Raw genomic sequence first — 12,353 nt, 5'->3', positions numbered from 1 at the left:
ACATTTACTCACTTCGACCCATTGACACTGTATCATGTCATGATACATACTACGCAATGATTCAGAGCACCAAGGGCAAATTGGCGGATAGGGCCGTTGCCGGGAAATACGGCAAAGGATGCCCTGCCAACCTTGTAAAGCGAACGATTGCTATGCTCGCCGCGATGGATGCTGCTTCGGTTCTTGAGGATCTCCGGTTCCCACCGGGTAATCACCTCGAAGAGCTAAAGGGTGACCGCGCTGGTCAGTACTCCGTTCGCATAAACGACCAGTGGCGCATCTGTTTCACCTGGGCCGAGCTTGGTCCTGCTGACGTTGAGATAGTTGATTACCACTGAAAGGAGCCGACTATGACCATGCTGCAAGTGCCGGTCCATCCCGGCGACGTGCTTAATGAGCTTTATCTGGAGCCGCTGAATATGAGCGCTCCTGCCCTCGCCAAGAAACTTGGAGTGCCTCGCACTCGTATTGAACGCGTATGCAAGGGTGAAGTTGCTCTCAGCGTTGATACGGCTTTTCGCCTGGCGAAGTTCTTTGGTACGACCCCAGAGTATTGGGTAAATATGCAAAAGAACTATGAACTGATTAGAGCTCGTAGTGAAATAGACGTCTCCAACATCCAACCGTTGGAAGCGGCTTAAACTTGCTGCGCCTCTGCCATTACATCGATTGTAATGCGCTGTGCGCCAGCCTTGATGACCTCAACGCTGGCTAATAATCTGTCGCTGGCGTCATCGACAACTCCCCGGAAGGGGAGTTCAAGCTGCCTGCGCGTAAATGGTAAGGATCACCACAAAACAGTCTGTGAATTGCCACCAGAAGTAGCTTAACACCCTGCCACGAGCAAAAGCTTTAAGCTATTATTCCAAGGTCAGTTTGAGATGCCCCTAGTTTCCTAGACAGCTGCCTTGTTCAGTTTCTGCTGTCTGATCTCATAGTCAACGGGCGACAGCATGCCGTTATTCGTATGTTTGCGCTTCGGGTTGTAGAACAGCTCAATGTATTCGAACACGTCCTGCCTGGCGGCGTCGCGGGTCGGGTAGGTCCGACGCCTGATCCGCTCTCGCTTTAGCAATTGGAAGAAGCTTTCGGCCACTGCGTTGTCGTGGCAGTTGCCTCGTCTACTCATGCCGGGTTCGAGGTTATGCTGGTGCAGAAACGTCTGCCACTCCCGGCTGGTGAACTGGGAGCCCTGATCGGAATGCACCATGACCTGCCCAGCGGGCTTTCGTCGCCAAACAGCCATCAGCAAAGCTTGCAAAGCCAGGTCCTTGGTCATTCGGGATTGCGCAGACCAGCCGACCACGCGGCGCGAGAACAGGTCGATGAGGACACACAGATACAGCCAACCCTCGTGGGTCTTGATATGGGTGATGTCGGTTACCCAGACCTGATCGGGGGGCAGAAGCTTGTTCCGACCCTGACCGATGGCGGGGTCGCCATGGGGATGGGGCGGTTCCAGGTCGGGGCGGGCCTGATCCTGTACACGCTTGGATCTCATAGCCTTCCGGCCGCGGAATTGGCCTTGCTTTCGTTGACCGAGGTGCTGCTAGGGCCGGGTTGGGTCTGGTTGTTTCTCGGCGAGACGGCGAGCATCAATACGCTGATCGGCGGTACCGTGCTGCTATTGGCGATTGCCGGCAATGCGATCTCGGGCAAGCGTCGGAAGCTGCCACCGATCACGTCGCCGTAGAGACTTCTGATGCGATCGACAAAACCCGACCGCTCGTCATCCATGCACGGGAAACTGCGGGTCCGCGCTTCTGTGAAGAATGCCCGATTTGTCTGAACGCGCGGTTGAAGTCTCGGGGGTAAATTGGTGCTGAGTGTGCGGTATAAAGCTTGGTCTGTAAGCTTTCCCTGACGTCACGCATGACCCAATTCGCAGAGGTTTGGTGATCGGGTTGCACTCCATACGCAAACCTGTTTCGTTCCGGCCATCGCTTGCCACACGCGCCATCTGGAATGCGGCCACCAATCGGTTTCCGCAGACCCGACCTTTTTGCGTGGTGGCGTCCCGTTGGCGGTCAACGCCCTGACGGCGAAGCTCGCGAAGAAAAAACTAAGGAGATGTCAGAATGAAACGATTTTTGCTGGGAACCGCGTTCGCCGTAGCCACGCCCGTGGCTGCAGCCGCACAGGATTGCGGGGAGGTCTCGATCGCTGAAATGAACTGGGCCTCGGCGCAGATCGTCGTCGCGGTCTCGGACTTCCTGCTGACACAGGGCTATTCCTGCGACGTAACCGTTGTTCCGTCGGACACCACACCGGCCGTCACCTCGCTTTCGGAGAATAACGAACCCGATGTCGTGCCCGAGATGTGGCCGAACTCGGCCGGCGACGCCTATGACAAACTCAAGGAAAACGGGCGCATTGTCGAGCTGACCAGCGTCCTGAACCCCGGCGGCGTCGAAGGTTGGTGGATCCCGACCTACCTTGCCGAAGAGCATCCTGAACTGACCACCATTGAGGGTGTGCTCGAAAACCCCGACCTCGTTGGCGGCATGTTCAACAACTGCCCCGATGGTTGGGGGTGCCGCACGGTCAGCGATAACCTGGCCCGTGCTTTCGATCTCGAAGGCAACGGCATCGAGGTGTTCAACCACGGTTCGGGCGAAACCCTCGCGACCTCGATGGCCTCGGCCTATGAAAGCGAAGAACCGTGGTTCGGCTACTACTGGGGTCCGACAACGCCGCTGGGCAAGTTCGACATGACCCGCGTGGAGCTGGGCGAGTATGACGAGGAAGCGCATTCCGCCAACCAGAACCCGGATAATCCGGATCCGCAGCCCTCGGAGTTTCCGACGGCGCCGATCCTGACGGTCGTCACCAAGGACTTTAACGACAACAACCCCGAGCTGGCGGAGTTCTTCAGCAAGGTGTCGTTCGAGACATCCGAGATGAGCCAACTCCTTGCCTGGCAGGACGAGAACAACGCCTCAACCGAAGAGGCTGCGGTCTACTACCTGCAAAACAACCAGGACACTTGGAGCGAGTGGCTGAACGAAGAGGCACGCGGGAACCTGTCCGAACTGCTCGAGCAGTAAGCGCGGACGCGTGATGGTTCCGGCGGGAAGGGCACAGCTTCCCGCCGGAATTTGTCTTTTCCAACATAGCTGCACCGCCCTGAGCGTCCGGGGCAGTTGTGCCACAATAACATGCGAAGGTTGCTAAAGGCCGGGCGTCTTCAAGGTTCGCCCCAGCCCAAAGACAATCGGACGGTCCGCTCGGGATCCGGGGAAGTGATACATGGCGACATACGATTTTTTATTCGACAAACTGGGCCTTCGAGGCTGGTGCGGCGAAGAGCAGGGCGGCGGCCTGAGCTCGATGGCGGACCTCATGGGGCAGGCCGGAGGCGAAAGTGACACCTCGCTCTGGGAGCTTCCCTTTCCATCGCTCGACGCCCTGAACGATGCCTGCAGCAGCGTCCCGCAATCGCGTGACCTTACGCGCGGACTGGAGCGCGGCTTTCTCGACATCAAGGACAGCCTGAAAGTCGTGGTCGACCCACTGACCCAACCGCTGAGCTGGGCCCTGGAAAACGCGCTCTGGATCATGCAGTCGGTTCCGTGGTGGATCATGATACCGCTGCTGATGCTGATCACCTGGGGCGTGGGCCGGTCGGGCAAGCTGGTGGCGCTGGTCGCGGCCTGCTTCGGGTTTCTCGCCTTCATCGATTTCTACGATCATACCATGCAAACGCTCGCGATAATTTTCGTCTGCGCCTTCATATGCGTGCTCTTCGGTGTGCCCATCGGGATCGCCATGTCACGCAATGACAGGGTGCAGAAAGCGCTCATACCTGTGCTGGACATGCTGCAGACGTTACCCCCCTTCGTTTATCTTATCCCGCTGATCTTCCTCTTCTCGGTGACGGAGCCCAAGCTCTACGGCATTGCCATTATCCTTTATGCCATCGTTCCGGTGGTGCGTTTGACAGACCTCGGGATCCGGTTGGTGGACAAGGACGTGATCGAGGCCGCCGATGCGTTCGGGATGACCAGGCGGCAGAAGCTATTCGGGGTACAGATCCCGCTGGCCCTGCCCAACATCATGGCCGGCGTGAACCAGACGATCATGATGAGCCTCGCGATGGTGGTCATCGCCTCGCTGGTCTCGGCGCCGGGCCTCGGCGTGCTGGTGCTGCGCGGCATCCGCAGCCTCGAGTTGGGCGTCGGCCTCTTGTCCGGCCTCGGCATCGTGCTGCTGGCGATCATTCTTGACCGGGTCACCAAAGCCGCGCTCGCACGGATCAACGCGGAGCAGAAATCATGAGCGATGAAAGCAAGATCTCGGTATGCAATCTGTACAAGATATTCGGTGAGAACCCGCAGGGCGCACTTGAAAAGGTGCGCGCCGGCATGGGCAAGGCCGAATTGCAAAGCGAGACGGGCCATGTGCTTGGTCTGAACAACATCAATGTCGACATGCCGACGGGCAAGACCACGGTCATCATGGGCCTGTCTGGTTCCGGCAAGTCCACCCTGATACGCCACCTTAACCGGCTGATCGAACCCACGGCGGGCGAGGTGTATGTCAACGGCGAGAATATTCTGGACTACAACGAGCACCGTCTGCGCCGTCTGCGGCAGGCGGAAATGTCGATGGTGTTTCAGAAATTCGCGCTTCTCCCGCACCGTACGGTGCTGGAGAACGCCGGCATGTCTTGGGCAATCGAAGGCAAAAACCGAAAGCAATACGCGGAAGAGGCGACCCGGTGGCTCAACCGCGTCGGCCTCGAAGGCCAGGGCGGGCAATATCCCGCACAGCTTTCCGGCGGCATGCAGCAGCGGGTCGGGATTGCCCGGGCGCTGACCTCGAACTCGGACATTATGCTGATGGACGAGGCGTTCTCGGCCCTCGATCCGCTGATCCGTACCGACATGCAGGACTTGTTGATCGAATTGCAGGACGAGCTGTCCAAGACGGTCGTATTCATCACCCACGACCTCGACGAGGCGCTCAAGCTGGCCGATCACCTGGTGATCCTCAAGGATGGCTTCGTGGTGCAGCAGGGCGAACCGCAGGATATCCTGCTGAACCCGAACGATCCCTACATCGAAGCCTTTGTCAGTGACATCAACCGCGCGCGTGTGCTGCGGGTACGTTCCGTGATGAAGACGACCAGTGATACGCCGCAAGAGATCGCGGGAGAGGTCGATGCAAATGACACGCTGGAGTCGGTCATCGCGACCTCGCGGGGCGACACGACGAAGAACTACCGCGTCATGCGCAATGGACGCCAAGTGGGCGTACTCCACATGCGCGACCTCGTCCGTGCATTGGTGCCGCGGGTCGCGAGCGATGCAAGTGGTGAATGGATGCTAGAAAAGTGAAGACGCCGCTGCCTGGATTCATTCAAGTGTTTGAAGACCGGTCGCGAAATCATCAGATTGTTGGCAATGCTCTCTGCCAGAACACAGTGATTGGTATGAGCGGCCTTGCCAACTTATTTGGATCTGCCCGAATGCGGCCTGACCCACGCCCGCCAGGTGGTCATTTCAAGTGTGTAGGCGCTCCAAAGATCGAGGGCATCAGCTCTGCTGTGGCGATAGGATTTGGCGGTGAGACGACGGCGGCGCGGACGCAAGATCGAGTATGTTCCCATTCGCGTCAACTGCCCGCCAGAGCCAGAACTTCACGTCATTGATCGGAACAACGACTTCATCCAAGTGCCATTTGTCGCAAATGCCAGGCCTGTCGCGCTTGATACAATCGGCAAAATGAGGGCCAAACCGGTTCATCCAGTTCCGGACGGTTTCCCGGCTGACCATCACGCCGCGTTCGGCAAGAAGATCCTTGTCATCCGCCGTGCTGAGCGCAAAACGATGGTACGTCCAGACCTTATAGGCGAAGATCTCGCGTGGAAAACGGTGGCCTTTCAGCCCGGGCATTGTGCAAGGAGTTTTCCTACCTGATGCTTTTGCGAAAGCCAACGAGCAAACAAGTTGGTAATGCCCGCGGCCCTGATCCCGCCCGACCTGATGATCCGCCGCACCAGCGGCCCGCCGCAGGACGGTGCCTGACCGTCAGCGCACCGACAGGACGATCTTGCCCACATGACCGCCGTCCTCGAGTTCGGCATGGGCGTCGGCGGCGCGGGCCAGAGGATGGACGGAGTTGATGACCGGTTTGATCTTGCCCTGTTCCAGGAGGGGCCAGACCCGGGCCAGAAGGTCGGCGGCGATCAGGCCCTTTTCCTGTGGGGATTGTGGGCGCAGTGTGCTGCCGCACAGGGTCTGGCGCTTGCGGATCATGCCTTCGATGTCGATCTGGGTCTTGCCGCCACCAAGGAAGGCGATGATGACCAGTCGCCCTGCCACGGCGAGCGAGGCGAGATTGCGGTTGAGGTAATCGGCGCAAATCATGTCGAGGATGACATCGACGCCGCGCCCGTCGGTGAGATGGGCGATCTCTTCCTCGAACCGTGCGGAACGATAGTTGATGGCTTCTGTAGCGCCGAGGTCGCGGCAGGCCTGGCATTTCTCGTCCGTGCCGGCGGTGGTATAGACGGTGGCGCCTATGGCGCGCGCGATCTGGATCGCCGTGGTGCCGATACCGCTGGCGCCGCCGTGGATCAGGACAGTCTCGCCCTCGGCGAGGCGCCCGATGCGGAAGAGATTGGTCCAGACGGTGAAATAGGTTTCGGGCAGGGCTGCAGCCTCGACCGCCGAAAGACCGGCAGGCCACGGCAGGACCTGGGGGGCGGGCGCGACGCAGTATTCGGCATAGCCGCCGCCTGCGACCAGCGCGACGACCTTGTCGCCCTCGGCAAAGGACAGCACGTCGTCGCCGCAGGACACGACTTCGCCCGCCACTTCGAGCCCCAGCACCTCGGTCACGCCGGGGGGCGGGGGATAGCCGCCCTGGCGCTGGCGCAGGTCGGGGCGGTTGACGCCCGCGGCCTCGACACGGATCAGCACTTCGCCCGGCCCCGGCGCCGGTATGGGGACCTCGCGGGGCTCGAGTACGTCCGGACCGCCCGGGCGGGTTGCGAAGACGGCTTGCATGTTCTGGGTCATATGTACGTCCTAACCTTGCAGGGATATGTAGGAACCGGCGGCGCAGAACAGGCCCAGCACCGCCAGTGACAGGACCGTCAGCCGGATGTTGTGCCGGCGCAGAAGCGGGCCGGGAGCCACCTGCATAATGCGGGTGGTGATGAGCACGTTGGCAGTGAACGGCGTGGAGGCGGCGGTGATGCCCCAGCCGATGATCGCCGCCAGCGCCAGCCACAGCAGGGCCGCTTCGGGCACCAGCGGGTGCAGAAGGCCAAGGAGGATGCTTGCCGAGACGATCGGGTTCAGCGCCGATACGCCGCCCAGCACCATACCCATGGGCACGAGCGCGATGAGGACCGGCGCTAGAGCATCGGGCGGAACGGGCAGGTCGCCGTCGAAGCTGGAGACGAACCACGCGATAACGGCGCCGAGAAAGCCCGCGCAGGACACGATGACGATCTCGTTGGCGCCGCTTGACGCGGTGGCGGCAAGTTCGTCGTGCAGGCCGGGAGCGCTGCCTGAAGTGACCTGGATCATCCACCAGGCCAGCGAAAAGATCAACACGGCCAGCAGAACGGACGCGGGCATTGACAGATCCGCGAACCGGTTCAGGGCGAAGGCCACCGCCACGAGAAGGGCGACACGTGCCACCACCCGCAGAAGAATCAGCTGTTCGGAGCGCGTGGGCATGACCGGCGTGGCCGTCGCCGGCCCGGACGCGGGAACGGGACCTTTGCGCGCCATGTAGCCGGCGGCAAGGTAAAGCGCGGCGGCGGCCAGACCGTAGGGCAGGACCTCGAAATAGTTGATCTCGGGCAGGATCGACAGAGTGACGATGGTCGAGAGCGCGAGCGGCGACCACATCGGCATGGCGCCGAAGCCGCGCAGCATCGACAGGGTCACATCCTCGACCGCGTTCTGGCGTTCCAGCTTGTCACGGGTCTGGGCCAGCAGCGTGGCCATCAGGCTGGCCGCGCCGAAATTCAGAAAGATCGCGAAGATATGCGTGCCCAGTGAAACGAAGAGATAGCGCGCGCCGCGCGGACGGCTGGCGACCACGACGGCGGCACTGCGGATATCGGGCGCGCGCGAGGCGGCGCGGCTGAGCATGCCGAGCGCGACCAGGAAGGCCGACAGGAAGGTGACGCGCGATAGTGCCCCGGCCTCGTCCAGCCAGCCCGCGACAAGGCCCCAGATGACCAGCATGACGACGAGGCTGCCGATGATCCATGCTGGCCGGTTGAGGGCCTGCCGATTGAGCAGGGCCAGCGCCATGAGCGCCGCCACTGCTGGGATTTCAGGCACCGGTGCGAAGATGGCCGCAGTCCCCGTGCCCAACAGGTACAGGGCCAGCCCCGCATTGAGGACGAACCGCGACCGGCCCGACGGGGGTGGGCGGTCAGGCATCCATCGCCTGCCGGATGCTGGCCGACAGGCCGCCGTCGACCACCAGCTGGGTGCCGGTGATGTAGCCCGCCTTGTCGGAGGCGAGGAAAGTTGCGGCCTCGGCGATGTCCCAGGCGCTGCCCATGCGGCCCATGGGGCATTGCGCGGCGCGGGTAGCGCGCATCTGAGCTTCGGTCCGGTCCCCATAGCTGTTGGCCAGTGTCACGCCGATGCGGGGCGTGTCGATCAGCCCCGCGATGATGGAATTGACGCGGATGCCATTGGGCGCAAGCTCGACCGCGAGGGACCGCACGAACTGGTTCGCGCCGGCCTTGGTGGCGGAATAGGCAAGGTGGGGATAGCCCACGTGCCGGATCGAGGCGATGGAGGACGTGACCGTTATGACCCCGCCGCCCTGCGCGCGCATCATCGGGATCGCCGCCTGTGCGGCCACGTGCAGCGAGGTCAGATTGGCGTCGCTGATGCGGCGCCAGTCTGCGGGGGTGGTGGCCTCGGACGGGCCGCTTTTGCCCAGGCCCACGTTGCAGTTCAGGATGTCCAGACGGCCATGTTTGGCCTCGATGCCAGATATCAAGCCGGTGACGCTGTCGTCGTCAAGGACATCGACGCGGGCCGCCTCGGCGCGACCGCTCTCGTCGGCGATCAGGCCCACGGTTTCCTCGGCCGACGCAAGATCGTTGTCGGCGGCGATGACATTGGCGCCCTCGCGGGCGAGGCTGATCGCGATGGCCCGGCCGATGCCGATGCCCGACGCGATGGACCCCGCGCCGATCACCAGCGCGATGCGGCCCTCAAGACCGTTGTCTGCGCCCTCGCTCATGCCGCACCCGATGTGCGCAGCGCGCTGCGCTTGGCGCGGGTGGCGCGCAGCTCGCGACGGACGCCGACATAGGCCGACAGGACGGTGATGACGATGAAGATCCAGCAGATCGGACTGCGGAAGAAGATCGTCACGTCCTCGGAAATGAGGAACGACCGGCGCAGGTTGTCCTCGAAGAGCGGGCCGAGGATAAAGCCCATGAGGAAGGGCGCCGCGGCCATGTCGATCTTCATCATGATATAGCCCAGCACGCCGAAGGCCAGCATCACGCCCACGTCGAACATCTGGCTTTGCACGGCATAGCTGCCGAACACGCAGAACATGAGCACGATGGGCAGAAGGATGTGGCGGGGAATGTCGGCGATGCGCGAGAAATAGCGGATCGCGAGTTTGCCCGATCCCAGAAGGACGACCGAGCTGAGCATGATGCCGATGAAGATGGCATAGATGATGCTGATGTTGTCCTGGAACATCAGGGGCCCCGGGGTGAGGCCCTGAAGCATGAAGGCGCCGAGGATCACCGCCGTCACCACGTCACCGGGAATGCCGAGCGCAAGCAGGGGAATGAGCGTGGCGCCAGCGACACCGTTATTGCCCGCCTCCGATGCGGCGACGCCTTCGATATTGCCCTTGCCGAAGGTTTCGGGAGACTTCGAGGTGCGGCGTGCCTCGCCGTAGGAGAGGAAAGCGGCGGCGGTGGCCCCGGCACCGGGGATGGTGCCGATGATGACGCCGATGAAGCTGCCTCGCACGATGGTGACGAGGCTGGATTTCAGCTCGGCCAGGCTGACGCGGCTCTTGTCGGCGGTCTTGACCGTGAAAGGCGCGACCTTGCGCATGTAGAAGTCGATCACCTCGGGCAGGGCGAAGAGGCCGATCAGCAGGGGGATGTAGCTGACCCCGCCCATCAGGTTGAAGTTGTCGAAGGTGAAGCGTTGCGTGCCATAGACGAGGTCCAGCCCGATGGTGGATGTGAGAAGGCCCAGCAGGCCGGAAATCAGCCCCTTGGTCAGGGACGACCCCGAGATCGAGATCACTACGGTCAGCGAGAAGCAGATCAGCCAGAAATATTCAGGCGGGCCGAAGGCAAGGGCAAGGCCGGCGATCAGGCTGGCGAAGAAGATAAGCGACAGATTGGACAGGAAGTCGGCGATGCACGAAGCGTAGAGCGCCATGTTGAGCGCCTTGCCCGCCTGGCCCTGCTGGGCTAGCGGATAGCCATCCAGCAGGGTGCAGGCGGCCGCGGGCGTGCCGGGCGCGCGAATGAGGATCGCGGTGATCGAGCCGCCGAAGACGCCGCCCTTGTAGACTCCGACCAGCAGCAGGATGCCGGTGACGGGATCGAGATTGAAGGTGAAGGGCAGGGCGAGCGCCACGGCCATGGTCGCGGTCAGGCCGGGGATTGCGCCCACGGTTACACCGAGGCACACGCCGGCGGTGATCGCCAGCAGGTTGGCCAGCGTGAAGAACATCTCGAAGCCGGTGGCAATATTCTCTATCATGGATCACATCCAGTCTTCGAAAAGGCCCATGGGCAGGGGCACCTGCGCGATGTGGGCGAAAAACAGATAGACCAGCACCGGCACGGCGATGCCGACGCCTAAGAGGATAAGCGGGCGGCGCTCGCCGCCGATGGCCATCAATGCGATGGTCACAATGATGGCGGTGAGCGGCATTCCCAGCCGCTCGGGCATCAGAAGGTAGAGCGCCAGCAGGCCGACAAGCAGCAGCAAGCGGGATTTCCAGCGCGGATGTGTCCCGAGCGAGGCGTCGTCCTCGCCGGGGATATGCGCGGCAAAGATCGCTTCCAGAAGGTGGATCAGGGCGAAGAGGCCCACGCTGATCGTCAGAACGTAAGGCAGGAAGACGGGTGACAGCGGCAGGTGTTTGACCGACGCCGGTCTGGTGACGCCGTTCGGGATGACGACGAAGGCGAAAACCAAGGCGGCCAGGATCGTGAGCACCGCGAAGATGATTTCGCGGCGGCGGCCCCTGCGGGCGTCGGTGTCGGTATCTGTTTCGCTCATGGCTGGCCCTCCTCCATGCCGCCCTTGACGGGTGGCGGCCCCGGCGGGCCGCCACCTTGGAAATGTCGAAAGATTACTCGACTGTTACGCCGGCCTCGTCGACGACCGCCTTCCAGCTGGAAAGCTCGCCCTCGATGTAGGCGGCGAAATCGTCGGGGCTGCCGCCCTCGATCTGGCCGCCGCGGGTGTCGGCGAATTTCTTGAAGCTGTCGCTTGCAAGGACTTCGCCCATCGCGTCGTTCAAGGTGGCGACGACCGCTTCATCGGTGCCCGCAGGGGCCATCAGGCCGAACCACGAACGCGCGGCGAACCCTTCAAGCTCTTCAATGCCCAGCTCGTCCAGGGTCGGCACATCCTCGAGGTGCTCGGAACGCTCCGGCGTAGTGACTGCCAGCGCGCGCAGGGCGCCCGACTCGATATGCGGCATGGCCGAGGGCAGGTTGTCGAACATCACGTCCACGTCGCCTGACAGCAGAGCCGGCACGGCCTCGCCACTGCCGCGGAACGGCACGTGAGTCATGTCGGCGCCGGTGCTGGCCTTGAACATCTCGCCCGAGAGGTGGATCGAGCTGCCCACGCCCGAGGACCCGAAGGTCATGTTCTCGGATTTCGCGGCTTCGAGGAATTCTTCGGCCGACTGGTACGGGCTGTCCTCGTTGACCACCATGACGTTGGGGATCGACATGATCAGCTTGATCGGTGCGAAATCCTCGACCGGATCATATTGCAGGTTCTTGTAGACAGCGGGCGCGATGCCGTGCGACGACACCTGCCCCATGAAGAGCGTGTAACCATCGGGGCGGGCGTTGGCCGCCTGGGTGGTGCCCAGAGTGGCGCCGGCACCGGGGCGGTTTTCGACCGTCACCGTCTCGTCCAGCACCTTGCTGAGGCCGTCGGCGACCTGGCGGGCCAGAACATCGGTTGCGCCGCCGGCGCTGTAGGGCACGATCAGCGTGATGCGCTTGGTCGGGTAGTCCTGCGCCATGGCAGAGCCGCCGAAGGCCAGCATGGCAGTGGCGCTGACGGCGCCGATCATGTTTCTACGGTTGAGTTTCATCTTGGTCTCCTCCTTTGATGAAATGCCTTTTCTTTCAG

General features: G+C 62.1%; 12 protein-coding genes and 2 pseudogenes. 6 read left to right on the top strand and 8 right to left on the bottom strand.

Features of this window, described 5'->3' with window-relative positions; translation table 11 throughout:
- Window positions 1–56: 56 nt before the first annotated feature.
- Entirely contained in the window at window positions 57–338 is a 282-nt protein-coding gene (locus RBB18_RS08380; RefSeq protein WP_306110852.1) for a type II toxin-antitoxin system RelE/ParE family toxin, read from the top strand.
- 12 nt (window positions 339–350) lie between these two features.
- Complete coding sequence (locus RBB18_RS08375) at window positions 351–641, top strand: HigA family addiction module antitoxin (RefSeq protein WP_274593586.1); 291 nt, start codon at window positions 351–353, stop codon at window positions 639–641.
- Between the two features lie 254 nt (window positions 642–895).
- On the opposite strand, the pseudogene RBB18_RS08370 reads toward RBB18_RS08375, so the two are convergent.
- Window positions 896–1,399 (bottom strand): annotated as a pseudogene (locus RBB18_RS08370) (IS3 family transposase); the annotation flags it as partial.
- On the opposite strand from RBB18_RS08370, the gene RBB18_RS08365 reads away from it, so the two are divergent.
- The 4 genes from RBB18_RS08365 (at window position 1,367) to RBB18_RS08350 (ending at window position 5,339) form a co-directional block, all read left to right on the top strand.
- Window positions 1,367–1,693 carry a DMT family transporter gene (locus RBB18_RS08365; protein ID WP_306121245.1) on the top strand — a complete coding sequence of 109 codons (327 nt, stop codon included), beginning with the start codon at window positions 1,367–1,369 and terminating at the stop codon, window positions 1,691–1,693. The pseudogene RBB18_RS08370 and the gene RBB18_RS08365 sit on opposite strands and share 33 nt — an antisense overlap.
- Before the next feature lie 385 nt (window positions 1,694–2,078).
- Complete coding sequence (locus tag RBB18_RS08360; protein ID WP_103763659.1) at window positions 2,079–3,047, top strand: ABC transporter substrate-binding protein; 969 nt, start codon at window positions 2,079–2,081, stop codon at window positions 3,045–3,047.
- Window positions 3,048–3,249: 202 nt separating this feature from the next.
- Window positions 3,250–4,278: a proline/glycine betaine ABC transporter permease gene (locus RBB18_RS08355; RefSeq protein ID WP_103763660.1), complete on the top strand. Its 1,029-nt coding sequence runs from the start codon at window positions 3,250–3,252 to the stop codon at window positions 4,276–4,278.
- Entirely contained in the window at window positions 4,275–5,339 is a 1,065-nt protein-coding gene (locus tag RBB18_RS08350) for a glycine betaine/L-proline ABC transporter ATP-binding protein (protein WP_103763661.1), read from the top strand. The genes RBB18_RS08355 and RBB18_RS08350 overlap by 4 nt, the downstream gene beginning before the upstream one ends.
- A gap of 252 nt (window positions 5,340–5,591) precedes the next feature.
- Here RBB18_RS08350 and RBB18_RS08345 read toward each other — a convergent pair.
- The 7 genes and pseudogenes from RBB18_RS08345 to RBB18_RS08315 form a co-directional block, all read right to left on the bottom strand.
- Window positions 5,592–5,897: pseudogene (locus tag RBB18_RS08345) on the bottom strand (transposase); the annotation flags it as partial.
- A gap of 135 nt (window positions 5,898–6,032) precedes the next feature.
- Complete coding sequence (locus RBB18_RS08340) at window positions 6,033–7,025, bottom strand: NAD(P)H-quinone oxidoreductase (protein WP_306112032.1); 993 nt, start codon at window positions 7,023–7,025, stop codon at window positions 6,033–6,035.
- Between the two features lie 9 nt (window positions 7,026–7,034).
- Window positions 7,035–8,411: a hypothetical protein gene (locus RBB18_RS08335; RefSeq protein WP_306112031.1), complete on the bottom strand. Its 1,377-nt coding sequence runs from the start codon at window positions 8,409–8,411 to the stop codon at window positions 7,035–7,037.
- Window positions 8,404–9,231, bottom strand: a complete 828-nt coding sequence (locus tag RBB18_RS08330) for an SDR family NAD(P)-dependent oxidoreductase (RefSeq protein WP_103763663.1) — start codon at window positions 9,229–9,231, stop codon at window positions 8,404–8,406. Before RBB18_RS08330 ends, RBB18_RS08335 begins: the two co-directional genes overlap by 8 nt.
- Entirely contained in the window at window positions 9,228–10,733 is a 1,506-nt protein-coding gene (locus RBB18_RS08325) for a tripartite tricarboxylate transporter permease (protein ID WP_103763664.1), read from the bottom strand. The genes RBB18_RS08330 and RBB18_RS08325 overlap by 4 nt, the downstream gene beginning before the upstream one ends.
- Before the next feature lie 3 nt (window positions 10,734–10,736).
- Window positions 10,737–11,258 carry a tripartite tricarboxylate transporter TctB family protein gene (locus RBB18_RS08320; RefSeq protein ID WP_306112030.1) on the bottom strand — a complete coding sequence of 174 codons (522 nt, stop codon included), beginning with the start codon at window positions 11,256–11,258 and terminating at the stop codon, window positions 10,737–10,739.
- Between the two features lie 73 nt (window positions 11,259–11,331).
- A complete protein-coding gene (locus tag RBB18_RS08315; protein WP_306112029.1) occupies window positions 11,332–12,315 on the bottom strand; it encodes a tripartite tricarboxylate transporter substrate binding protein in 984 nt (327 codons plus the stop codon).
- Between the last annotated feature and the right edge of the window lie 38 nt (window positions 12,316–12,353).

This window comes from Roseovarius sp. MMSF_3298 (assembly GCF_030733705.1).
Classification (GTDB): Bacteria; Pseudomonadota; Alphaproteobacteria; order Rhodobacterales; family Rhodobacteraceae; genus Roseovarius; species Roseovarius confluentis.
Note: the sequence above shows the minus strand (reverse complement) of the source record. Positions and strands in the feature narration are given on the sequence as shown.

Bases quoted from the DNA above. Each gene is read 5' to 3' on its own strand.
- RBB18_RS08380 (WP_306110852.1), top strand. From the start codon at position 57: ATGATTCAGAGCACCAAGGGCAAATTGGCGGATAGGGCCGTTGCCGGG.
- RBB18_RS08375 (WP_274593586.1), top strand. From the start codon at position 351: ATGACCATGCTGCAAGTGCCGGTCCATCCCGGCGACGTGCTTAATGAG.
- RBB18_RS08365 (WP_306121245.1), top strand. From the start codon at position 1,367: ATGGGTGATGTCGGTTACCCAGACCTGATCGGGGGGCAGAAGCTTGTT.
- RBB18_RS08360 (WP_103763659.1), top strand. From the start codon at position 2,079: ATGAAACGATTTTTGCTGGGAACCGCGTTCGCCGTAGCCACGCCCGTG.
- RBB18_RS08355 (WP_103763660.1), top strand. From the start codon at position 3,250: ATGGCGACATACGATTTTTTATTCGACAAACTGGGCCTTCGAGGCTGG.
- RBB18_RS08350 (WP_103763661.1), top strand. From the start codon at position 4,275: ATGAGCGATGAAAGCAAGATCTCGGTATGCAATCTGTACAAGATATTC.
- RBB18_RS08340 (WP_306112032.1), bottom strand. From the start codon at position 7,025: ATGACCCAGAACATGCAAGCCGTCTTCGCAACCCGCCCGGGCGGTCCG.
- RBB18_RS08335 (WP_306112031.1), bottom strand. From the start codon at position 8,411: ATGCCTGACCGCCCACCCCCGTCGGGCCGGTCGCGGTTCGTCCTCAAT.
- RBB18_RS08330 (WP_103763663.1), bottom strand. From the start codon at position 9,231: ATGAGCGAGGGCGCAGACAACGGTCTTGAGGGCCGCATCGCGCTGGTG.
- RBB18_RS08325 (WP_103763664.1), bottom strand. From the start codon at position 10,733: ATGATAGAGAATATTGCCACCGGCTTCGAGATGTTCTTCACGCTGGCC.
- RBB18_RS08320 (WP_306112030.1), bottom strand. From the start codon at position 11,258: ATGAGCGAAACAGATACCGACACCGACGCCCGCAGGGGCCGCCGCCGC.
- RBB18_RS08315 (WP_306112029.1), bottom strand. From the start codon at position 12,315: ATGAAACTCAACCGTAGAAACATGATCGGCGCCGTCAGCGCCACTGCC.